A 21,142-nucleotide genomic window follows, 5' to 3' on the forward strand; every position below is an offset into this window, starting at 1 on the left:
TATCTTTGCTTGTAAAAGCGACAACCCTTTAATTTGAGTATAACTTCGATACTTTACTTGTCAACTTTTTACTATTGAAATTTATGAAGCAGCTGTGCCCAGTGAAATGGAAGCCGCAACTCATTGAACCAGGGAAAAAAACAGCCTTACAAAATTCGACAAACCTCGTCGAAATCTGGTCGAGGACTACGCGGGTAGAGTGTTTTCTCCTCTCCATAGCCAATATTACAAAGGAAGTTAGAATGGACAGACGTGCCGGCGAAGAACTCCTGGTCCACAAGGGCATTATCGAAACCAGACATTGGCCCACAATCCAACCCGACCGCGCGCGCAGCAAGCATGAAGTAAGCGCCCTGAAGACTGCCGTTGCGAAAAGCGGTTTCTGCCGAAAGCTCAGCACTCTCGCGGAACATACCACTAAAATCCTTGGCGGGATTCAGGGTTGGGAGCTGCTTCCAAAACTGCAGGTCATACCCGAAAATAGCGGTCACCGGCGCCGCCATCGTCTTATCCCTGTTACCCGCAACCAGTGCAGGCCTGAGCCGTTCTTTGGCCTTCTGACCAACAATGAACACCATCCTTAAGGGGAAACCATTGAAACTGGTCGGGCCCATCTTCGCCAGGTCATAGACTTTGCGCAGCAACGTCTCGTCGACCGGGCGGTCCTGCCAGCCATTGAAGCTTCGTGCACTGCGAAACAGCAGATCCATCGAACCTTCAGTCAGGAACTTGCGGCTTGCACCGTTGTTTGTCGTACTCATCAGTCCCTCCCGGAAATCTGCCAGTGCGGAGAGTCCGCCGGAACCTCAGGCATCAGACTTCTCCGGACTCCGCTTCATCATGCCGAACCCGCCGTCGCAATATAGTAAGGGTTCCCGGCACCCGGGCTCAGCAAGAGCAAGCACGTCTGCCACCACAATCCCATGCGTACCGCCGTCATGTACCTCGGCGATATCACAATCAAAAGTGGTCAGACAATCCGCCAGCACCGGCGCGCCAGACACGAGCGTACTCCAGCTGCCTTCGGCGAACCGGGACTCGCCTGAATGCCGGCTGGACGCGAACCGCATCGCCAGCGCGTTCTGGCCGTGGGCCAGAACATTCACTGCCAGCGGCGCCCCGATTTTCAGCGACTGATAGGTCGCTGAATTCTTGTTTACACAAACCAGGATTCGCGGTGGCTCAGTGCTCAGAGAGCAGAATGAAGACACCGTCAATCCGGCCGGCCGGTTGTTCTGAACGGTTGTCGCCAGTGCAACTGAGGCCGCCAGCTGCCGCATGGCGCCACAGAACTCCTCGGCCGAAACATGCCTGGGCGATTGAGTTTCCCATCCCTTTTGCATACTTAAACCCCCCATATTCATTCATTTTCCTGCCGCTCGGCTTCAGCAATCGGCATGCGCAGACCCATCCGCTCAAGCCTTGGAAGCACCTCATCGCGGAAGTAAGGAAATTCCTTCACATAGTCCACGAAAGACAGAGTGCTGCCTGCGAAACCGGTGTCGTAGAGCTTCTGTATACCCGCCGCCACGGTGTCAGGATCGCCAACAAGTGGGTAACCGCCATGACCGCCCGCCATGCGGTTGCGCAGGGTTCGAATGACATCTTTGGGAAAGGATTCGGCATGTTCGAACATCAGGCGGATGATGTTGTCCACTGCATCCCAGTCGGCGACTTCATTCGCATAGTATTCATGGTATTCCTCGGCTTCTTTCTGGGTCGGCCGGCACACCACATAGGAGAGCGTCAGCATCTCCACTTCACGCTTTTTGGCCTGGGCCTGTTTTTTCAACTGCTGAATTTCCTCACGGGACTTATCCAGATCGATAGCCGGGGTAAACAGGAAGTCAGCGTTACGGGTGGCGAATACGCGACCGTGTTCAGATCCTGCCGCGTTAAAGATAGGCACGCGGGGGTTCACCGGTCGAGGAAGGCTATAGGTATCTTTGAGCTGATAGTAATCTCCGTTCCAGTCAAAGGGACCCTCTTCCTGCCACAGTTTATGCACCAGCGAAAACCACTCCTGGCCAAACCCGTAGCGGGTTTCATGGTCGCTGGGCAGATCAGTCCCCAGGGCATCATATTCGGGCTTATTCCAGCCACAAACTACGTTCAGCCCCGCACGACCATTCCCGATCTGGTCCATGGTCGCAATCTGCTTGGCCACGACAACAGGATGGTTGAAGGCCGTGTGGACGGTTGCAAAAATGTTAATTCGCTTGGTCAACGCCAGCAGGCCTGTTGCCCAGGTGACCGTTTCCAGAACGCTACCGTGAAAATTAGTCTCTCCGCCATACCCGATCCAGCGTGCAATCGGCAGCATGAACTCCAGCCCCGCCTCGTCCACCAGCTGTGCCAGCTTTACATTGTTCTCCCAGGAGTTAACCCAGCGCTCAGGGGCTTTAGTTACTGCGAGGCCACCGGAACAGTTAGATGAAAAGGTACCCAGCTTAAACTTATTGCGATTACGCATCGGGATCATAGGCGTCGACATACTTACATCTCCTGTTGTGGCCTTTGGCCACTGTTTTTTGCTTTTGTTTTACTAGTAAATTCAATTTAGGTTTAAACTTTCTACGTGTCAACAATCATGAACCCTAAATCTGATGTTAAGCTAGAGGAAATGTTTCAAAATAAGAGGGCCTCAGCGCCGTGGCGAATAAGCATGCAACTGATGATAAGAGCGAGAACAACCTACCGCGCTTGAGGGGAGAGCCTATCCCCCTTGATCGACACTGGCATTTGGCTAGAGATGAGCGCGAGACCTCGGTGACCGACCTTGAACATACACTGCTCCGCGCCTTTGCAGCTTTTGAGCGCTGGCAGTCGGAATGTCTCGCAGCAGTCTCCCATCAGCCCCTATCCAGTACCGATAACGCTGTACTTCATATTATTCGTATGAAGGAGCGCCCTAAAACCCTAACTGAAGTCGCTCGGCTACTGGCGCGGGACGACCTGAGTAACCTCCAGTACGCGATAAAGAAACTTACTTCAGCCGGTCTCGTGGAAAAAAGTAAAGAGAAAAAGCGCCGAGGCGTTGCCTACTCTGTCACTGATCAGGGCCGACAAGTCACGGACGATTATGCAGACCTGCGCCGGGCCTTGCTGATTCAAATGCTTCCCGAAGAAAGGGATTCATCAGCCCAGTTTGACAGCGCCAGACGCTTGCTGAACCTCCTGCAGGGAGTCTATGACCAGGCCGCTGTTTATGTAGTCAGTCACAGCAACCCTGACTGAAGGGCGGGGTCGGTGCCTCCTCCGCCCTGTCAGATCTCAGATCAGAAAGGAATGCTCGCCTTGAGCCACAGGGAGTCACCCTGGGGACGATTCTCAACCTGCAGTTCCCGCTCATACTTGAGCGAAACAAAGGCCCCCTTACCGTTGTCCCACTTCACCGACGGGCCAATGGCCAAAGCCTGGCCACGATTGCCGATATTGGTCCCGTTCAGACGATCATCGGTCAACTGTCGATAAGCATAACCTCCGACCCCTGCAATCCAACCGGGATGAACCGCATAGCCCAGGGAATAGTCGGCATGCAGCTCCTGACCGGAGTGGTAGTCGGTATCACTATTCTCGAAATTGTAGTCATACATCAGTTTGATGTCCCAGTTGAAACCCTCAGGATCAACATGAGAGACGGCATAGACCCCCTGTACGGTCCAGTAGTTGCGACCGATATTGGCCAACCGATTGCGATCGAAACTACCGGTAGGCACAAAGACATCGAACCCCACAGCACTGTGAAGATTAGGACTGTGGTGATAGGCCAGGGCCGTGGTGAGGTCGATATCACCGATTCCACGATCGCTGTCGTTCCGGCCATTCACAGTGACATCCAGGTCGACCAGCGGGAAGAGGCCGGCAAAGACCAGCTGCCCGCCCAGGATAGTCTGTTCAGTCACCCACAGCAGGCGAGGCGCCACGACATTGGCACGCAGCCGGAAGTCTATGGGCAGGCTGTCGCCCTGACCATCATGGAGATCATCGGCGGCATAATGATTGGCGTAGAGCAATGGATAGGTTCCCGGTGGTGGCAAGGCCCCCATCAGGAAATTCTCGGCGCCCATTGGATAGGCGGAGCCGCCACCCTCAGTGGCCTGGGCCGAGGCTGCAGTCAGCAGAGCCAGGCCGGCAACGCTGGCCCGTAATGCGGTAGAGACAATTGTCATCAGGTTATCACTCACTTCGTGTTGTTATTATCACCCGGAGCCCTAAGGCTCCGGCCATTGGGGGTCAGGCACATTGAAAACTGCCCTGGTAAAACAGCAGAGGTTTACCCTCTTCGCTGGCGAAGCGCAGTACCCGGCCAACAATAAGTAGGTGATCCCCGGCGACACGGGTGAACTCGACGCGACACTCCAGCCGTGCCAGGCTTTCCACAAGTAGCGGCACACCCTCAGCACTGGACCGGACATCGACACCCGCAAACTTGTCCTCAGCCGGGCGGGCAAACTGCATCGCCAGCGCCTCCTGCTCAGCACTGAGAATATTCACCGAGAAGCAGCGCCCCTCAATGAAGGCGTCAAGGTTGGGCGACTTCACCCCCAGGCTCCAGAGAATCAGAGGCGGATCCAGAGAGAGCGATGAAAATGAGTTAGCCGTAATCCCGATGGGTTCGCCGTCTTCGCCCGTCGCAGTTATCACAGTTACGCCGGTCGCAAAGTTGCCCAGAGTGTTACGCAGGGCGAGAGGATCCAGCGCCTCTACGGGATCTACAGCCGGACCAGGTGCGGTCATAGTAGTCATGGTTAAGCCCCCTCCTTCAGTTGCTCGTCGATAAGATGCCGGCAGGCCTTGGCGTCCAGCCACCAGGGCATATAGTCCGGCGGATTGTCGAATCCGTTGGCAAGCATGGAGGCCAGTTCCGGTGAGTGCTGGGCGGCACCAAGTAGCTCCAGGATGTGCTCGGGCGGTGGAAGTAGCAGACTATTGGTCCAGCTGACCACCTCACTGGCATAACGCCAGTAAGTCTCGAAGGTGGCCTGCATCCATGCCTCATCGAAGGCCTCGTCGCCACGAGCCAGGATCGACTCCAGGTAAATACGGCTGCACTTGGCACCATTGTTGGACCCCTGACCGGTGATCGGATCATTGACTACCAGGGCATCGGCAATGCCCAGCACATGGCGCCCGGAAGGCAGGGTAGCTACTGGTTTGCGCACTGTCGGCGGGAAACGACCGGCCAGAATGCCATTATCGTCCGTAAGTTGAACGTTCTCGCAGCGCTCCGCTTCCCAGGGAGCGTAAGTCCGTAACAGTTCGAGACTTTTGGCCAGATGCTGCTCAGGAGTGGATACCTCATGCCAGCAGTCCATCGGCCCACCGGGAATGCCCTCAAACACCATGATCTCGCAGGGTCCGTTAAGGGTCAGTGCCGGGAAGACGAAGTACTCGCCCACGCCGGGAATAAGATTGAAGGCCACCCGTGAGAAGTCCTTGTGAGGCCTCATGCCCTGCACGTAGGTCAGGGCCAGAGCCCGCTGGGGCTTATCGAAGCGTGAGCGTTGCTCGTCTCGCTCGAACAGCCGCACGATGTCGCCCTTGCCTGCCGCCACCAGAACCAGGTCATGGCTGACAGCCAGCTCCTCCAGATCATCGATTCCAGCATCGCGGATCACCAGCTCGCCGCCCAGGCGTTCGAACTCATCCATCCAGACCGGCATTTTGAGCCGTTGATCCACCGACTGGGCGGGACGATCCAGCGGCGCGGCCCAGTCGATCAGTTTGGTACCAGGGCGCTCAGGATCGGGAACCGTCATACCGATCCCTTCCACCGGGGGACAATCCTGCTCCCAGAAGTTCAATCCCAGGTCACGCTCCGTCTGCAGAGCCTGATCAAACATGCACTGGCTCGACATCACTCGCCCCTGGCGAATCTGTTCGCCGGTTCGGTTTGATATCATGGTCACCTGATAGCCTTTCTGGAGCAGGCCGATACCAGTCTGCAGGCCAGACTGACCGGCCCCTACTATGGCAATAGATCGAGTCATAGGAATTTCTCCACAAATTGTTGTTATTGAAGCCGTATGGCTGTTGGTGGATCAGCCGGCGAGCCGTGGGATCGCCGGCGCACGCTGCTCAGGGCCGAGTGCCGAATAGCCCCCGTCCACCGCGTAATCGGCGCCGGTAACGAAACTGGCCCGATCGGAGCAAAGAAAAAGCACCACCTGGGCCACCTCCTCAGGGTTCCCAGCGCGGCCAAGCATATGGAAGTCCGCTGCTACCCGATCAGTACGCTGGCGATCGCCGCCACTGACTTCTTCGATCAACCGCGACCAGGTCCAGCCCGGCGACACCGAATTGACACGGATATGATCTTCAGCCAGATCAAGGGCCATACTGCGGGTCACCTGTTGCATCGCGGCCTTGCTGGCCGGATAAAGCCAGCGTCCGGTCTGGGCGACCTGGGCCGAAATGCTGCTGAAGTTGACGATGGCACCGCCACCGCGACGGCACAGGGCCGGGTGAACGGCCCGGCTTGCCATGACGGCGCTGACGAGATTGATATCCAGCGCCTGAAGCCAGTCGGCCCGGGACGAGGTCAGACCATCGTCCAGGTAGCTGCAAGCTAAGTTGATCAGCGTGTCGATACCACCGACTTCATCCTCTACCTGAGCTACCGCGGCCTGCAGCTGATCATCCTTGGTGATATCAGTCGCAATAAAGCGGGCGTTGGGGCCCAGGCGATCAGCCAGTGCCGCTCCGCCTTCCTCATCGATATCGAGAATGGCGACATGACTGCCCGCCGCCACAAAAGCCTCGGCCAAGGCTTGGCCGATCAGGGTGGCTCCGCCGGTGATAATGACGCTGCGATTACGTAGTGATTCCATTTCCGCTTCCTCCACTCGATCAGCGATTGGCACTGTAGCCCCGGGCGGGCATCAGTTCGTTAAGAGAGTGGGGAGTGTCGCTGATGGTGCCGCTGTTATCTGCGGCCTTGATATCGATGGAATTACCCATACTGGTGCCTCCGGTTGTTGTTATTGGCGATTCATTGAGGAAATCCACGCCACTACCATAGGTGACCGGTCAGGCACAGGACGATCCGCTGGATGCAGCCACTATCCGCTCAGTGCAGAAAGTGGTTTTCCAGCACCCAAGTCAAGAAATTCGTCTTCTATACTCAGAGGCTCATCGGTATACGCTGATGCATAACAACAACAAGTGAGGTCTCCATGGCAGCACGAAAGTCGCTACCTGACTGGCTGAAGCGGGCCCTGATGAAGGGCAACCGGAGCCTGGTGTTCAGCTCGACGACAGTGGAAGAAGTGAGGGAGGGTGTGGCCAATGTCTTCAAACCACATCAACTGGAACCGCTCAGCAGCGGTGGCCGCCTGGCCGCCCGCCTCCATTCGGTCCCTCTGGGCCAAGTCTCTTATAGCCGCCTTGCCTATGGCTGTGATGTGCGCATCGATCCCGAGCACCTCGAGCGCTTCTATCTGATCCAGATGCCACTCGAGGGACAGGCCCAGATCGACAGCGACACCGAAAGTGTGATCTCCGGACAGGGCCTGGCATCGGTACTCAATCCTACGGCACGCCTGAGGATGCACTGGAGTAATGACTGTGATCAGTTGATGCTACGCATCGATCGCACTGCACTGGAGCAGATCTGCAGCCAGATTCTGGGACGCCCCCTGCGTGAGGCACTGCGTTTTCATCCAGAGCTGCGCTGGCGCGACACACCTGGCTGGTTCAACCTGATCACCTATATCACTCAGTTAATCGAAGGATCACCGGAGATCTATCAGGATCCATTGATTGCACCCCAGCTCGAACAGCTGATCATCCATACGTTACTGACGACACAGCCTCACAACTACAGCGAAACGCTGCGTCGGGAGGACAAACGACTCGCACCCCGCCACGTCAAGCAGGTGGAGGAATATATTGACGCCCATGCCGACAGGGCTCTCACACCAGCACAGTTGGCAGCATTGGCCAATGTCAGCCTGAGAACCCTTTATGCCGGCTTCCACGATTTTCGTCGACAGAGCCCCATGGAGTACCTGCGACAGGTGCGGTTACAGAGAGTCAGGCAAGATCTTTTGGCAGATAACAGCGGGGCTTCGATCACCGACATCGCCATGCGATGGGGCTTTACTCATATGGGCCGCTTCAGCCTCAATTACCGAAAGGTCTTCGGTGAATCGCCCAGGGACACCCGACGAAACCAGGGCCTGAGCACCCAGTAAAAAAAGCCCCTGTGCAGAGGACAGGGGCAGTGGCGAATAATGCGAAAGGTAAGACAGGATTCGCCCAAGACAACACCAGCAGCAATCAGTCAGGCACAACGGCAGTCGCCTCTATTTCCATTTTCGCTTCTTCTTCAACCAAGCCGGCGACCTGCACCATGGCAATTGCAGGAAAGTGACGGCCTATAACATCACGGTAGACTCGTCCAACCTCGTTGAGTCGGGAGAGGTACTCCTGTTTATCGACCACATACCAGGTCAGGCGCACAATATGCTCGGGGCCGGCATCCGCCTCCTGAAGAATAGTCAGAATATTCTGCAGGGTCTGGCGCAGCTGATCGATAAAATCGCTGCTTTTAAAGGTCTCGGTCTCATCCCAGCCCACTATGCCTCCGGTCACCACTAGCTGGCCTTGGGCGGCAATACCATTTGAATAACCTTTCGGGCGTTTCCAGTGCGGCGGATTCAGTATCTGCATATCATGTCTCCTAGATGTTAAGCGTCAATAGTCCTGGCAAGCTTATGCTGCAGTAGGGAGGGCAACCGAGCCCCACCCTCAGACCTCTCATTACCTGTCCAACCCAGATCCAGAAATGCCCTCAGGCGCTGCTCATTTCCGGAAAAAACGGAAGCACTTATTTTCATTCGCCGCTCGTCGAATCCCTGAAGCCGCAGCTCAAAGACCAGTTGGTCTCCGAGTCGACTGGGGCGATGAAATTCAACCTCGATCCGGGCTATCTGAGGCCCGGCTTCGAAGGCATTGCCGTCTGACGGGTAGTGCCATGTGCCCGCCTGAAGCAACCAGTCTTCTACAGCTTCGTCAAGCATTTCAAAATAGCGTGGATAGAACACAATCCCCGCCGGATCGCAGTCCTGAAATTTCACGCTGCGCAGTGTCTGAAAGCTCATTTCGCTACCGCTGAAGGCGTAGATGAACGGAAGGCTGCCAGGGTCTGTTTGGCGATAATCTGCTGCTGTACCTCTGAGGCGCCCTCATAAATCCGCAGTGCACGAATTTCGCGATACAGCTTCTCCACGGGTTCACCGGACACAACACCAAGACCGCCATGTAACTGCAGGGCAGCATCAATAACCTGCTGGGCCATCTCAGTGGCATGCAGCTTGGCCATAGCAGCCTCGCGTGAGATTCGTTGACCCAGGCAGTCCTTTGCCCATCCAGCGCGATAGATCAGAAGGGCGCTGGCATCGATGCCCATAGCCATGTCAGCGAGCTTGGCCTGAGTCATTTGCATATCGGCCAGTGGAGCACCGAACAGATAGCGCTGAGAGGTATGACCCAGCGCTCTGTCCATTGCTCGCCGGGCAAAGCCCAGAGCGGCCCCGCCCACCGTAGAACGGAATACGTCCAAGGTTGCCATCGCAATCTTGAAGCCCATTCCGGACTCACCGATCATGTTCTCCCGGGGGACCCGGCAGTCATCGAATTGCAGACGCCCAAGTGGATGGGGGGCGATCAGATCGATGCGCTCAGGCACCGAGAAACCCGGTGTAGCTGCATCTACGATGAACGCAGAGAGGCCTTTTGCCCCCGGTGCGTCACCTGTTCGTGCAAACACGGTGTAGGTGTCGGCGATCCCCCCATTGGAGATCCACATCTTGGTTCCATTGAGGACGTATTCATCGCCGTCCAGGCGGGCAGTCGTTGCTAGCGCACTGACGTCAGATCCAGCCTCAGGCTCCGACAGGGCGAAAGCTGCGATTCTCTCACCCGACCGAACGCCCGGCAGGAATTCTTCCTGCTGAGAACGGGTGCCAAACAACGACAGCGCGCCGGTACCCAGTCCCTGCATCGCAAACGCAAAATCTGCCAACCCTTCATGCCGGGCAAGCGTCTCACGGATCAGGCACAGGCTACGAACATCAAGTCGACCCTCAACACCTTCAGCCACACAGTGCCGAAGCAGACCCCCGCGTCCCAGGTCACGGACAAGCTGCCGGCAACTGGTATCCACGTCGTCATGGCTTATATGCTGAAGATGCTTGTCCGCCCAAGTCTCAACCTCAGCCGAAAGCTCGCGGTGACGATCCTCAAGAAATGGCCAGTCTAAAAAGGTCTTGTCGCTCATCAGTTACCCTCGAACACTGGTTTCTGCTTGTTGGCAAAGGCCTGGTAGGCGCGATGGAAGTCCTGAGCCTGCATGCACAGCGCCTGTGCCTGGGCCTCCGATTCGATGGCCTGCTCCAGGCCCATATTCCACTCCTGGTTCAACATCGTCTTTGTTATACCGTGAGCGAACGTTGGCCCTTCCAGGAGACGCTTTGCAACCGAGAGACCCTCGCCCTGAACTTCCGCAGGATCACAAAGGCGATTAAAAAAGCCCCAGCGCTCGCCTTCATTGGCCGTCATTGAGCGTCCGGTAAGCAGCAGCTCTGTAGCGCGTCCCTGCCCGATGATACGGGGTAGCATCGCACAGGCCCCCATGTCACAGCCGGCCAATCCTACCCGGGTGAACAGATAGGCAACCTTGGCCAGAGGAGTGCCCAGCCGGATGTCGGCGGCCATGGCAATAGCGGCCCCGGCACCGGCGCAGACTCCATCTATTGCGGCAATAACGGGCTGGGGACAGGCTCGCATCGCCTTGATCAGATCACCGGTCATACGGGTGAACTCCAACAGCTCCTTCATATCGCACTTTGTCAGAGGACCGATAATCTCATGGACATCGCCGCCGGAGCAGAAATTACCGCCCTCACCGTTGATGACGATTGCCTTGATGTCATCGGCGTAGACCAGGTTCCGGAACAGATCCCGCAACTCGGCATAGGAATCGAAAGTGAGTGGGTTTTTGCGCTCTGGCCGATTAAGGGAAATCATTCCAACCTCGCCTTCAGTGCGCCAGCAGAAATGATTAGCCTGGTAATCTTTAAGCTTCATTTTCTGATCCTTTTATTGTCATCATCATCAACAGTCAGGCGTGTCAGGAGCGCACGAATCACCGCTCAGTCGGGCAGGCTGGAATCACACTCGGGCTGCCAGCGCAGTGATCCGGAGGCCAGCCTCATTACATAACCTCACCGCAAGCTACGGGAATGGACTGACCCGTCATCGCATCAGAGTTGGGAAGGCACAGCCAACTCACTGCTGCAGCAACTTCCGCCGGCTGAACCAGCCGACCCTGGGGGTTGAGCCTGGTTAGCTGTTTCAGTGCCTCTTCGCGGGTGCGGCCAGTTTTCTCAACAATATTATTAAGAGCCTGGTTCATCATCTCGGTATCGGTATAACCGGGACAAACGGAGTTAATGGTTATTCCATCCCGGGCAACCTCCAGCGCAAGCGAGCGTGTCAGGCCAATGATCCCGTGTTTTGCGGCACAATAGCTTGCCACATGGCTGTATCCCTTAAGGCCAGCACTGCTCGCAATATTGATTACGCGACCCCACCCCTTTTCGCGCATGCCGCTCAGTACCTGTTGAGTACATAAGAAGGTACCGGTGAGATTAACCGCCAGCACGGTCTGCCAATCCCCAAGCGCGATCTTTTCAAAGGGAGCACTGACTGCGTTACCGGCATTGTTTACCAGCACACTCACCGGACCGAAATGATTAACCGCGCTGGTAAAAGCAGCCTTTACTGAGTCCGGATCGCTTATGTCGACACAGACGGCCTGCGCTTCCCCCAACCGGGCGCAGGTGGTCTCAAGCGGATCTTGTCGGCGCCCCATTACTGTCACGCGCATCCCCAGCTCGGCAAGGCGGACAGCTATTTCAGCGCCTATGCCTGTTCCACCGCCGGTAACCACTGCGTGTAGATTTTGTAAATCAGTGCCTGAAGAGATCGCGCTCTTTTTCATGCCTCAATTGCCTCTGTTTTTTAATCACGAAGAACGCTGACTGACGGGTTAGCCCGCTAAGCCTCCGTTCCTGCGGTCACGGCAGTGTTGCCCGATAGAGAGCTATCCACCAAATAGTCATTCATGGCCTCCCTGAGGGCTGGCGGAATCTCCAGCCCGCGTAATTGCACGCCGGAGGTATCCGTCAGAACAAGAACGACCTTTGCATTAAACCGGGCCTGTTCTTCACAATCGGCGATAACTATCAGTTCGATGGAGCTGCGCCCAGCACGAACCAACTGAAGTGAAAGACGCAACTCTTCGCCGAGACTGACCACCTGCCCCACCTCAAGCTCCAGCCGGACAGTTGGGATTCCCACCTGACGAGTGCCGTCGTGCATAGCGGCAAAGGAAAAGTCTAGCGGACCTCCGAACCACTCCTCGACCACCCTGTTGACCAGTTCGAAATAGCGACTTACCTGCAATTTTCCACTCGGCCCGCAGTGACTGGAACGTAATTTTAGCCGGCTCACGAAGACAGACATCCGTCCCTCACCTTTCTCTTTTTTTCGGCGGTCTCAATCCTAAGACTGCGATTGCCGCCACGTATGTGAGAGAAAACATAGCACCGCCTCCGTGTTACTTCAAGTATAAAATATTTATTCATTGATTATATGTACTGAAAGGATCTAATTGATGAATCTTGCAGACAGCCTTGAGAAGATAGTATTGATGGCAGAAAACTCAGAGCTTTCCGGGGAACCGGAAGCTCCCGTCTCAGGCGTAGGGATCATGCGGAGTTTTGCGGGGAGGGTAATACTCGGTCAGTATTCTATATTGGTCACACTGAGCTAGCTGAGCCCTGGAGTCGGGAACTTGTAAAAAGTAAATACGGCGCAGTTGTGTCGACAATAAGTCTGGGTGGATTATTTACAATTGACAGGAATCTTGATGGGTCTGGCCCAATGATCAGGACTCAGGACTATCGAGTTGAAGCTTGGCGATAGGTCTTACTTCACAATCTCCACGCCGTTCTCCCAGTGCGGCAACGCCGGCCAATAAGGACCCAAAGACTTTCGGTGACATTCGTATTATTGAACGCAAACCATCGCTACACAGCAATTCCCATGGATTCAGCTGGAGGCGGAGGTTGCCCCTCCAACTGGATAATGTTGGCAGTACGAATGTGTATCTGTGCAAATAGTGCGGACGTGTCCCATCCTAAAAAAACCGCCGTTCCGCGCGGTCGAGAATCACCGGAGGCCATTCTCATCAACCTTTAATGTAAGCAATCAAACATTAAAGTCTTTTATAAACCGAAAAATAATTTATGATCAAATACTTACTCCACCGTAACGCTTTTAGCCAGATTGCGGGGCTGGTCCACATCGGTGCCTTTGAGTACTGCCACATGGTAGGACAGCAGCTGCAGGGGCACGGTATAGACAATCGGCGACGTAATCGGGTGTACCGACGGCAGCGACATCACGTGGATGCCCTCCTGCGCCTTCACGTCGGCGGCCTGGTCGGCAAATACAAACAACTCGCCGCCCCTGGCGCGGACTTCCTCCAGGTTGGACTTCAACTTTTCCAGCAGCTCGTTGTTCGGGGCCACCGTCACCACCGGCATGTCACCGTCCACCAGCGCAAGAGGACCGTGCTTGAGCTCACCGGCCGGGTAGGCTTCGGCGTGGATGTAGGAGATTTCCTTGAGCTTCAGCGCGCCCTCGAGTGCCACCGGGAACATGGCGCCGCGGCCCAGGAACAGGCTGTGGAACTTGTCCATGAACGATTTCGACAGTTCGACGATCTCGGCATCCAGTGCCAGCACCTGCTCGACCTGCCCGGGAATCAGGCGGATGGCTTCAACAATTTCCGTTTCCCGTGCTTCTTCAAGGCCGTTATGACGAGCCAGCGCCAGGGTGAAGATCAGCAATGCGGTTAGCTGGGTGGTGAACGCCTTGGTAGACGCCACACCGATCTCGGGGCCGGCCTGGGTCATGATGACCAGGTCGGATTCCCGCACCAGGGAACTGCCCGGTACATTGCAGATAGCCATGGCGGCGCGGAAGCCGGCTTTCTTGGCCTGGCGCAGGGCGGCCAGGGTATCAGCGGTTTCGCCGGACTGGGAGATGCACAGAAACAGGGTATCGGGCTGGATAACGTGTTTGCGGTAGCGGAACTCGGAGGCTACCTCGACGGAGCAGGGCACGCCAGCCAGGTCTTCAATCCAGTAGCGTGCCACCAGACCCGCGTGGTAACTGGTGCCACAGGCGATGATCTGGACATGGCGCACGTTCTCCAGCAGATTGCCGGCCTGGGTGCCCAGAGCCTGTTCCAGCACGCGGGTATTGGTTATGCGGCCTTCGGTGGTGGCGCGAATGACCCGGGGCTGCTCGTGGATTTCCTTGAGCATGAAGTGGCGGTACTCACCTTTTTCGGCGGCATCGGAGCTGTGTTCGAAACGGGTGATCGCCCGCTCGACCAGTTGTTTGTCGCGGTCGTGAATCTCGATGCTGTCGCGGCGGATATCGGCAATGTCGCCCTCTTCCAGAAACATGAAACGGTCGGTCACCGGCGTCAGCGCCAACTGGTCGGAGGCGATGAAATTCTCGCCAATACCCACACCCACCACCAGCGGACTGCCCTCACGGCAAACCACCATGTGATCCGGCTCGTCGGCGTGGATCACGGCCAGGGCGTAGGCACCGCGCAAACGCTCAATAGCAGTGCTGACCGCCTGATAGAGGCTTTTGCTCACGCGGTACTGTTTTTCGATCAGGTGCACGACCACTTCAGTATCGGTCTGGGAGGTGAATTCAAAGCCTTCCGCTTTCAGTTCTTCCCGCAGTTCCTGGTAATTCTCGATAATACCGTTGTGAACGATCGCCAGGCGCTCGCCGGACATGTGCGGGTGGGCGTTGATTTGTGACGGCTCACCATGAGTTGCCCAACGGGTATGGGCGATACCGGCAGTGCCCTCCAGGCCTTCCCCGCTAATAACCTCGGCCAGGGCCGCAACCTTGCCCACTTCCCGCGCCCGGTTTATGGCATGCCTGCTGTCGATAACGGCCATGCCCGCTGAATCATAACCCCGGTACTCAAGGCGGCGCAGTCCCTCAAGCAAAATACCCTGAACATCCCTTTCCGATACTGCACCTACAATTCCACACATAAACCTGTCACCTGTTCTGAATGTACTGAAGCCTTTCCGGGCTTTCGAATCAGTCTTTTTTCACCGGGCGTTGCCAGTTGTCGATATTACGCTGGCGCCCGCGGGCCACCGCCAGTTCGCCTGTCTCTACGTCACGGGTGATGGTCGATCCGGCACCAATAGTCACATTGTCTGCCAGTGAGACCGGTGCCACCAGAGAGGTATTTGAGCCCACGAAGACACCGTCGCCTATCACCGTCCGGTACTTGTTCACTCCATCATAATTGCAGGTGATGGTTCCTGCACCGACATTCACATTACGGCCGAGTAGGGCGTCGCCCACATAGCTGAGGTGATTGATCTTGCTGCCTTCACCTACCTCCGCCTTCTTGGTTTCCACGAAGTTGCCCACCCTGGTTTGATCAGCCAGCCTGGTACCGGGCCGCAGCCGCGCAAACGGCCCGACCTGGGCGCCACCGCCAATCTCCGCGCCATCGATTACGGAACTGGCTTCGACACGGGTACCGGGGCCAATGGTGGCATCGCGGATCACACAGTTGGGACCGATACTGACATTATCGGCGAGGGTGACCGCTCCCTCGAAGACCACATTGACATCGATCAGCACATCCTGGCCTACCGTCAGGTTGCCACGAACGTCTATCCTGGACGGATCCGCCAGGGTGGCACCCTCGGTCATCAGGCGGTTGGCCTCCTGACGCTGATACCACCGTTCCAGTTCCGCCAGCTGCAGCCGATTATTCACGCCCTGCACCTCGTAGGCATTGGCGGGTTGTGCCACGGAAATAGCCACGTCTCTGTCGGCCGCCATGGCAATGATATCGGTGAGGTAGTATTCGCCCTGGGCGTTGCTGTTGGACAGTTGCGGCAACCAGTCCTTGAGGTGGCGTGCGGACACGGCAAGGATGCCGGTATTCACCTCGGTGACCGCTTTCTGCGCCTCCGTGGCGTCTTTCTGCTCCACAATGGCTGTTACCTGGCCGGCACCATTGCGAAGAATGCGTCCGTAGCCGTCCGGGTCATCAAGGGTGACAGTCAAAAGCCCGAGTGAGTCCTCACTGACCTTGTCGACCAGGTTCTCGAGGGTTTCCGCTCGAGTCAGTGGTACATCGCCGTAGAGAATCAACACCCGTGCATCGTCAGGTAATGCCGGCAGCGCCTGGGCAACCGCATGGCCGGTACCGAGTTGCTGCTCCTGCAACGCCCATTGTACATCCTCCGCCGGGGTGAGTGCCTTGACGTCATCGGCACCGTGCCCGATGACACCATGAATGCCCTCAGCGCCCAGTTTACGGGCCGTGTCCATAACGTGATGCAGCATTGGCTTTCCGGCAATGCGGTGAAGAACCTTGGGCAGGGCGGATTTCATGCGGGAGCCCTGGCCGGCGGCCAGAATTACAACGTGCAGGGATGTCATAGGGATACCATGCTCCGGGCTGGTGGCGGGTTTGAATGTATTGAACAAAAAAAGCCGCTTCCCTTGCAAATGACGCTCCGGAAAGATTCCGGCGGGTCATCCGTTTCAGGATGCGGCTCTTGTCAGGCGAACGGCTGCCGATACGCAGGTTCCGGGTGTAACCGGTTTCAGCGAACGTTCTTACGCAGCTTCTGAAGCGTACGCAACTGAGCGGCAGCTTCTGCCAGCTCGGCTGCGGCACGGGAGTATTCAAACTCGCCTGTCTTGTTTGCCAGTGCCTTTTCAGCTTCTTTCTGGGCTTCCAGTGCCGCTGCTTCGTCCACATCCTTGGCGCGAATAGCGGTGTCAGCCATCAGGGTGATGAGGTTGGGCTGAACTTCCAGGTAGCCACCTGAAACGTACAGAATTTCCTCTTTTCCATCCTGCTTGATGATCCGTACTGAACCGGGTTTGAGCTCGGTCAGCAACGGAGCATGGCCCAGCTGTATACCCATTTCACCCTCGGTACCGGTAGCGATCAGCATCTCTACCAGTCCGGAGTATATCTGTTCCTCGGCACTTACGACGTCACAATGTACAGTCATAGCCATTTTTGATGCCTCTTGGGTCTGAAAGAGAAGAAAGTCTTACTTCTTGCTTTCCTTCTCTTTCATTGCCTTCGCCTTCTCGATCACTTCCTCAATGCCGCCGCACATGTAGAAAGCCTGCTCGGGCATTTCATCGTACTCGCCGTTCAGGATACCTTCAAAGCTGGCGATGGTCTCTTTCAGAGACACGTACTTACCCGGAGAACCGGTAAATACCTCGGCAACGTGGAACGGCTGGGACAGGAAGCGTTCGATCTTACGAGCGCGGGATACGGTCAGTTTGTCTTCTTCCGACAGTTCGTCCATACCCAGGATCGCGATGATGTCTTTCAGCTCTTTATAACGCTGCAGTACGTTCTGAACACCGCGGGCAACGTCATAGTGCTGCTCGCCAATCACCAGTGGATCAAGCTGGCGGGAGGTGGAGTCGAGCGGATCGATCGCCGGGTAGATACCCTTGGAAGCGATGTCACGGCTCAGTACCACAGTAGCATCCAGGTGCGAGAAGGTGGTTGCCGGCGACGGGTCAGTCAGGTCGTCCGCCGGTACGTAGACCGCCTGGATAGACGTGATCGAACCGGTCTTGGTGGAAGTAATACGCTCCTGCAGCTCACCCATTTCCTGGGCCAGTGTGGGCTGATAACCTACCGCGGACGGCATACGGCCAAGCAGTGCGGATACCTCGGTACCGGCCAGTGTGTAACGGTAGATGTTGTCAATGAACAACAGTACATCACGGCCCTCGTCACGGAATTTCTCCGCGATGGTCAGGCCGGTCAGGGCCACCCGCAGACGGTTTCCGGGAGGCTCGTTCATCTGGCCGTAAACCATCGCGACCTTATCGAGAACGTTGGACTCCTTCATTTCATAGTAGAAGTCGTTACCTTCCCGCGTCCGCTCACCGACACCGGCGAATACGGAGAGGCCGGAGTGCTCTTTGGCGATGTTGTTGATCAGCTCCATCATGTTAACGGTCTTGCCTACGCCGGCACCGCCGAACAGACCGACTTTACCACCCTTGGCGAACGGGCAGATCAGGTCGATAACCTTGATGCCGGTTTCCAGCAGATCGGCAGACGCTGCCTGATCCGCATAGCTGGGTGCCTTGCGGTGAATCGCCCAACGCTCTTCTTCACCGATCTCGCCCTGTTCGTCAATCGGACGGCCCAGTACGTCCATGATACGACCCAGAGTCTGGGTGCCCACGGGTACCGAAATCGGCTTGTTGGTATTGTCTGCTTTCAGGCCACGCTTGAGGCCTTCGGTGCTGCCCATTGCGATGGTACGTACAATCCCGTCGCCCAGCTGTTGCTGGACTTCCAGAGTTGTCTCACCACCTTCAAGCAGCAGTGCGTCGTAAACGCCCGGAACGGAGTCACGTGGAAATTCCACGTCGATAACCGCGCCTATGATCTGAACGATATGTCCGCTACTCATGCTCGGTTCCTCGTTATCTTGATAGTCAATAAAACCAGTAGGATTGTGCGCCGGATCAGACCGAAGCCGCGCCGCTCACAATCTCCGAAATTTCTTGCGTAATGGCTGCCTGACGCGCCTTGTTGTACGCCAGCTGGAGTTCGTTAATGATTTCGCCAGCGTTATCTGTCGCGCTCTTCATGGCAATCATCCGAGCGGCCTGCTCGCAGGCCAGATTCTCTACCACGCCCTGATAAACCTGGGATTCGATATAACGTGGCAACAACCCATCAAGGATGGGGCGGGAATCCGGCTCGTAGATGTAATCCCACTGGTGACCGATTTCTTCATCATTGTCTTCTGGCAGGGGCAGAAGCTGCTCTGCGACCGGCTGCTGGGTCATGGTGTTCACGAACTCGTTATAGATGACATAAAGGCGGTCAATCTTGCCTTCCTCAAACGAATCGAGCATGACCTTGACGTTACCAATCAGCTTCTCAGCACTCGGGCTGTCGCCGATATGAGTCAGTGCCGCAACCACGTTTCCGCCGTAACTGCGGAAGAACGAGGCACCCTTTTGCCCGATGGCGCAGATATCGGTCTCTACACCTTCTTCTTTCCATGCACGCATTTCACGGACAAGCAGCTTGAACGCATTGGTGTTCAGACCACCACAGAGTCCCCGATCCGAGGACACCACGATGTAACCGACACGATTGACGTCACGCTCTTTCATGAACGGATGCACGTAATCCTTGTTGGATTTGGCAATATGTCCGATTGCCTGACGCATCTTTTCGGCATAGGGCCGCGTGGCCTTCATGCGATCCTGAGCCTTACGCATTTTGCTTGCAGCCACCATTTCCATGGCGCTGGTAATCTTCTGCGTGCTCTTGATGCTTCCGATCTGGTTACGTATTTCTTTTCCGACGGCCATAAGTCACTGCCTTTTCAAGTTAGACACTCATGTGGACCAACAGGCCCGCCGCGGCGGGCCCCGGGCTTACCAGCTTTGAGTGGTCTTGAATTTCTCCAGAGCAGCTTTGAGGCCGGCGGCAATATCGTCATCGAACCTGCCTTCTTCACCGATCTTGTCGAGCAGGTCTTTCTGTTCGGCACGCATCCAGTCAAGCAGCTGCGCTTCGAATTTGACCACGTTGTTCACCTCGACATCGTCCAGGAAGCCTTCGTTAGCTGCGAACAGTACGGTACCCATTTCCGCAACGGTCATGGGGCTGTACTGATTCTGCTTCATCAGCTCGGTAACGCGCTGACCGTGCTCCAGCTGGTTCCGGGTCGCTTCGTCCAGGTCCGAGGCGAACTGGGCGAATGCCGCCAGCTCACGGTACTGGGCGAGAGCCAGACGGATGTTACCGCCGAGCTTCTTCATGATCTTGGTCTGGGCGGAGCCACCAACCCGGGATACGGAGATACCGGCGTTCATCGCCGGACGGATACCGGAGTTGAACAGGTTGGTTTCCAGGAAGATCTGACCGTCGGTAATGGAGATCACGTTGGTCGGTACGAATGCCGAAACGTCACCGGCCTGGGTTTCAATGATCGGCAACGCGGTCAGAGAGCCGGTCTTGCCTTTCACTTCACCGTTGGTGAGCTTTTCAACCTCGTCGGCATTAATCCGGGAGGCACGCTCCAGCAGACGGGAGTGCAGGTAGAATACGTCACCCGGATAGGCTTCACGGCCCGGTGGACGGCGCAGCAGCAGGGAAATCTGGCGATAGGCCACAGCCTGCTTGGACAGATCATCGTAGATGATCAGTGCGTCTTCGCCACGGTCACGGAAGTATTCACCCATGGACGTACCGGAATACGGAGCCAGGAACTGCATCGCAGCAGGATCAGCAGCGCCGGCCGCAACCACAATGGTGTGAGCCATGGCGCCATGCTCTTCCAGCTTGCGGACAACGCCGGCGATGGAAGACTGCTTCTGGCCAATGGCCACGTAGATACACTTGATACCGGTGTTCTTCTGATTGATGATCGCGTCGATAGCAACGGCGGTCTTACCAATCTGACGGTCACCGATGATCAGCTCACGCTGACCACGGCCGATCGGCACCATGGTGTCGATGGCTTTAAGACCGGTCTGAACCGGTTCATCAACCGACTGACGCGCGATAACGCCCGGTGCAACCTTTTCGACCGGAGCGGTGAGGGTGTTGCCCAGTTCGCCCTTGCCATCGATGGTGTTACCCAGACCGTCAACAACCCGGCCCAGCAGTTCCGGACCAATCGGAACTTCCAGGATGCGGCCGGTACAACGGACTTTCTGGCCCTCGGCCAGCTCTTCGTAATCACCCAGTACCACGGAACCGACGGAGTCCCGCTCCAGGTTCAGTGCCATACCGTAAATGCCGTTTTCGAATTCAATCATCTCGCCGTACATAACATCGGCCAGACCGTGAATACGCACGATACCGTCGGAAACGGAGAGGATGGTACCTTCGTTCTTTGCTTCCGAAGAGATATCGAGCTTTTCGATTCTCTTCTTGATGATGTCACTGATCTCGGATGGATTCAGTTGCTGCATGCCTTTGTCC

General features: G+C 56.3%; 21 protein-coding genes. 2 read left to right on the top strand and 19 right to left on the bottom strand.

The annotated features are described in order from the left end of the window. Nucleotides 1-146: 146 nt before the first annotated feature. The 3 genes from DIT72_RS05065 to DIT72_RS05075 form a co-directional block, all read right to left on the bottom strand. Nucleotides 147-761, bottom strand: a complete 615-nt coding sequence (locus DIT72_RS05065; protein WP_135954082.1) for a malonic semialdehyde reductase — start codon at nt 759-761, stop codon at nt 147-149. 45 nt (nt 762-806) lie between these two features. Further along, the gene (locus DIT72_RS05070) at nt 807-1,280 is read right to left on the bottom strand and encodes a flavin reductase family protein (protein ID WP_168355019.1); all 474 of its coding nucleotides are present in this window, start codon (nt 1,278-1,280) and stop codon (nt 807-809) included. A gap of 80 nt (nt 1,281-1,360) precedes the next feature. Next, nucleotides 1,361-2,494 (bottom strand): LLM class flavin-dependent oxidoreductase, encoded by a 1,134-nt coding sequence (locus DIT72_RS05075; RefSeq protein ID WP_135954084.1) that lies wholly within the window; start codon nt 2,492-2,494, stop codon nt 1,361-1,363. A 275-nt stretch (nt 2,495-2,769) separates the two neighbouring features. Between DIT72_RS05075 and DIT72_RS05080 the strand changes: the two genes are divergently transcribed. After that, nucleotides 2,770-3,237 carry a winged helix DNA-binding protein gene (locus DIT72_RS05080; protein ID WP_135954085.1) on the top strand — a complete coding sequence of 156 codons (468 nt, stop codon included), beginning with the start codon at nt 2,770-2,772 and terminating at the stop codon, nt 3,235-3,237. A gap of 41 nt (nt 3,238-3,278) precedes the next feature. Here the strand turns inward: DIT72_RS05080 and DIT72_RS05085 are convergent, their stop codons facing one another. The 4 genes from DIT72_RS05085 to DIT72_RS05100 all read right to left on the bottom strand — a co-directional run bounded on the left by DIT72_RS05085 (nt 3,279) and on the right by DIT72_RS05100 (nt 6,833). Beyond that, a complete protein-coding gene (locus DIT72_RS05085; RefSeq protein ID WP_135954086.1) occupies nt 3,279-4,172 on the bottom strand; it encodes a SphA family protein in 894 nt (297 codons plus the stop codon). Between the two features lie 64 nt (nt 4,173-4,236). Further along, nucleotides 4,237-4,749: a flavin reductase family protein gene (locus tag DIT72_RS05090; protein WP_206081048.1), complete on the bottom strand. Its 513-nt coding sequence runs from the start codon at nt 4,747-4,749 to the stop codon at nt 4,237-4,239. Nucleotides 4,750-4,751: 2 nt separating this feature from the next. After that, a complete protein-coding gene (locus DIT72_RS05095) occupies nt 4,752-5,993 on the bottom strand; it encodes a styrene monooxygenase/indole monooxygenase family protein (protein WP_135954087.1) in 1,242 nt (413 codons plus the stop codon). A gap of 51 nt (nt 5,994-6,044) precedes the next feature. Continuing rightward, complete coding sequence (locus DIT72_RS05100) at nt 6,045-6,833, bottom strand: SDR family oxidoreductase (protein ID WP_135954088.1); 789 nt, start codon at nt 6,831-6,833, stop codon at nt 6,045-6,047. A 345-nt stretch (nt 6,834-7,178) separates the two neighbouring features. Between DIT72_RS05100 and DIT72_RS05105 the strand changes: the two genes are divergently transcribed. Beyond that, the gene (locus DIT72_RS05105) at nt 7,179-8,198 is read left to right on the top strand and encodes an AraC family transcriptional regulator (protein ID WP_135954089.1); all 1,020 of its coding nucleotides are present in this window, start codon (nt 7,179-7,181) and stop codon (nt 8,196-8,198) included. 85 nt (nt 8,199-8,283) lie between these two features. Here the strand turns inward: DIT72_RS05105 and DIT72_RS05110 are convergent, their stop codons facing one another. The 12 genes from DIT72_RS05110 to atpA form a co-directional block, all read right to left on the bottom strand. After that, entirely contained in the window at nt 8,284-8,676 is a 393-nt protein-coding gene (locus DIT72_RS05110) for a RidA family protein (RefSeq protein ID WP_135954090.1), read from the bottom strand. Nucleotides 8,677-8,693: 17 nt separating this feature from the next. Next, nucleotides 8,694-9,107 carry an acyl-CoA thioesterase gene (locus tag DIT72_RS05115; protein WP_135954091.1) on the bottom strand — a complete coding sequence of 138 codons (414 nt, stop codon included), beginning with the start codon at nt 9,105-9,107 and terminating at the stop codon, nt 8,694-8,696. Next, the gene (locus DIT72_RS05120; protein ID WP_135954092.1) at nt 9,104-10,285 is read right to left on the bottom strand and encodes an acyl-CoA dehydrogenase family protein; all 1,182 of its coding nucleotides are present in this window, start codon (nt 10,283-10,285) and stop codon (nt 9,104-9,106) included. Before DIT72_RS05120 ends, DIT72_RS05115 begins: the two co-directional genes overlap by 4 nt. Continuing rightward, nucleotides 10,285-11,094 carry an enoyl-CoA hydratase family protein gene (locus DIT72_RS05125; protein ID WP_135954093.1) on the bottom strand — a complete coding sequence of 270 codons (810 nt, stop codon included), beginning with the start codon at nt 11,092-11,094 and terminating at the stop codon, nt 10,285-10,287. The genes DIT72_RS05120 and DIT72_RS05125 overlap by 1 nt, the downstream gene beginning before the upstream one ends. A gap of 127 nt (nt 11,095-11,221) precedes the next feature. After that, a complete protein-coding gene (locus DIT72_RS05130; RefSeq protein ID WP_135954094.1) occupies nt 11,222-12,010 on the bottom strand; it encodes an SDR family NAD(P)-dependent oxidoreductase in 789 nt (262 codons plus the stop codon). Nucleotides 12,011-12,066: 56 nt separating this feature from the next. Beyond that, nucleotides 12,067-12,534 carry an acyl-CoA thioesterase gene (locus DIT72_RS05135; RefSeq protein ID WP_135954095.1) on the bottom strand — a complete coding sequence of 156 codons (468 nt, stop codon included), beginning with the start codon at nt 12,532-12,534 and terminating at the stop codon, nt 12,067-12,069. 797 nt (nt 12,535-13,331) lie between these two features. Continuing rightward, complete coding sequence (glmS, locus tag DIT72_RS05140; RefSeq protein ID WP_135954096.1) at nt 13,332-15,164, bottom strand: glutamine--fructose-6-phosphate transaminase (isomerizing); 1,833 nt, start codon at nt 15,162-15,164, stop codon at nt 13,332-13,334. A gap of 49 nt (nt 15,165-15,213) precedes the next feature. Next, entirely contained in the window at nt 15,214-16,581 is a 1,368-nt protein-coding gene (glmU, locus tag DIT72_RS05145) for a bifunctional UDP-N-acetylglucosamine diphosphorylase/glucosamine-1-phosphate N-acetyltransferase GlmU (protein WP_135954097.1), read from the bottom strand. A 167-nt stretch (nt 16,582-16,748) separates the two neighbouring features. After that, the gene (locus DIT72_RS05150) at nt 16,749-17,171 is read right to left on the bottom strand and encodes a F0F1 ATP synthase subunit epsilon (protein ID WP_135954098.1); all 423 of its coding nucleotides are present in this window, start codon (nt 17,169-17,171) and stop codon (nt 16,749-16,751) included. Between the two features lie 36 nt (nt 17,172-17,207). Further along, nucleotides 17,208-18,605: a F0F1 ATP synthase subunit beta gene (gene atpD, locus DIT72_RS05155; protein ID WP_135954099.1), complete on the bottom strand. Its 1,398-nt coding sequence runs from the start codon at nt 18,603-18,605 to the stop codon at nt 17,208-17,210. Nucleotides 18,606-18,660: 55 nt separating this feature from the next. After that, entirely contained in the window at nt 18,661-19,521 is an 861-nt protein-coding gene (gene atpG, locus DIT72_RS05160) for a F0F1 ATP synthase subunit gamma (RefSeq protein WP_135954100.1), read from the bottom strand. Nucleotides 19,522-19,587: 66 nt separating this feature from the next. Beyond that, complete coding sequence (gene atpA, locus DIT72_RS05165) at nt 19,588-21,132, bottom strand: F0F1 ATP synthase subunit alpha (protein WP_135954101.1); 1,545 nt, start codon at nt 21,130-21,132, stop codon at nt 19,588-19,590. Nucleotides 21,133-21,142 lie beyond the last annotated feature (10 nt).

The sequence above is a fragment of the Marinobacter orientalis genome (assembly GCF_004792665.1).
Taxonomy (GTDB): Bacteria; Pseudomonadota; Gammaproteobacteria; order Pseudomonadales; family Oleiphilaceae; genus Marinobacter; species Marinobacter orientalis.

What these genes read in the sequence shown, in the direction of transcription:
- DIT72_RS05125 (WP_135954093.1), bottom strand. Translation starts at nt 11,094, where the DNA reads ATGAAGCTTAAAGATTACCAGGCTAATCATTTCTGCTGGCGCACTGAA.
- DIT72_RS05150 (WP_135954098.1), bottom strand. Translation starts at nt 17,171, where the DNA reads ATGGCTATGACTGTACATTGTGACGTCGTAAGTGCCGAGGAACAGATA.
- DIT72_RS05105 (WP_135954089.1), top strand. Translation starts at nt 7,179, where the DNA reads ATGGCAGCACGAAAGTCGCTACCTGACTGGCTGAAGCGGGCCCTGATG.
- DIT72_RS05115 (WP_135954091.1), bottom strand. Translation starts at nt 9,107, where the DNA reads ATGAGCTTTCAGACACTGCGCAGCGTGAAATTTCAGGACTGCGATCCG.
- DIT72_RS05110 (WP_135954090.1), bottom strand. Translation starts at nt 8,676, where the DNA reads ATGCAGATACTGAATCCGCCGCACTGGAAACGCCCGAAAGGTTATTCA.
- DIT72_RS05065 (WP_135954082.1), bottom strand. Translation starts at nt 761, where the DNA reads ATGAGTACGACAAACAACGGTGCAAGCCGCAAGTTCCTGACTGAAGGT.
- DIT72_RS05090 (WP_206081048.1), bottom strand. Translation starts at nt 4,749, where the DNA reads ATGACTACTATGACCGCACCTGGTCCGGCTGTAGATCCCGTAGAGGCG.
- glmU (WP_135954097.1), bottom strand. Translation starts at nt 16,581, where the DNA reads ATGACATCCCTGCACGTTGTAATTCTGGCCGCCGGCCAGGGCTCCCGC.
- DIT72_RS05130 (WP_135954094.1), bottom strand. Translation starts at nt 12,010, where the DNA reads ATGAAAAAGAGCGCGATCTCTTCAGGCACTGATTTACAAAATCTACAC.
- DIT72_RS05085 (WP_135954086.1), bottom strand. Translation starts at nt 4,172, where the DNA reads ATGACAATTGTCTCTACCGCATTACGGGCCAGCGTTGCCGGCCTGGCT.
- DIT72_RS05095 (WP_135954087.1), bottom strand. Translation starts at nt 5,993, where the DNA reads ATGACTCGATCTATTGCCATAGTAGGGGCCGGTCAGTCTGGCCTGCAG.
- glmS (WP_135954096.1), bottom strand. Translation starts at nt 15,164, where the DNA reads ATGTGTGGAATTGTAGGTGCAGTATCGGAAAGGGATGTTCAGGGTATT.
- DIT72_RS05100 (WP_135954088.1), bottom strand. Translation starts at nt 6,833, where the DNA reads ATGGAATCACTACGTAATCGCAGCGTCATTATCACCGGCGGAGCCACC.
- DIT72_RS05120 (WP_135954092.1), bottom strand. Translation starts at nt 10,285, where the DNA reads ATGAGCGACAAGACCTTTTTAGACTGGCCATTTCTTGAGGATCGTCAC.
- DIT72_RS05070 (WP_168355019.1), bottom strand. Translation starts at nt 1,280, where the DNA reads ATGCGGCAGCTGGCGGCCTCAGTTGCACTGGCGACAACCGTTCAGAAC.
- atpD (WP_135954099.1), bottom strand. Translation starts at nt 18,605, where the DNA reads ATGAGTAGCGGACATATCGTTCAGATCATAGGCGCGGTTATCGACGTG.
- atpG (WP_135954100.1), bottom strand. Translation starts at nt 19,521, where the DNA reads ATGGCCGTCGGAAAAGAAATACGTAACCAGATCGGAAGCATCAAGAGC.
- DIT72_RS05075 (WP_135954084.1), bottom strand. Translation starts at nt 2,494, where the DNA reads ATGTCGACGCCTATGATCCCGATGCGTAATCGCAATAAGTTTAAGCTG.
- DIT72_RS05135 (WP_135954095.1), bottom strand. Translation starts at nt 12,534, where the DNA reads ATGTCTGTCTTCGTGAGCCGGCTAAAATTACGTTCCAGTCACTGCGGG.
- atpA (WP_135954101.1), bottom strand. Translation starts at nt 21,132, where the DNA reads ATGCAGCAACTGAATCCATCCGAGATCAGTGACATCATCAAGAAGAGA.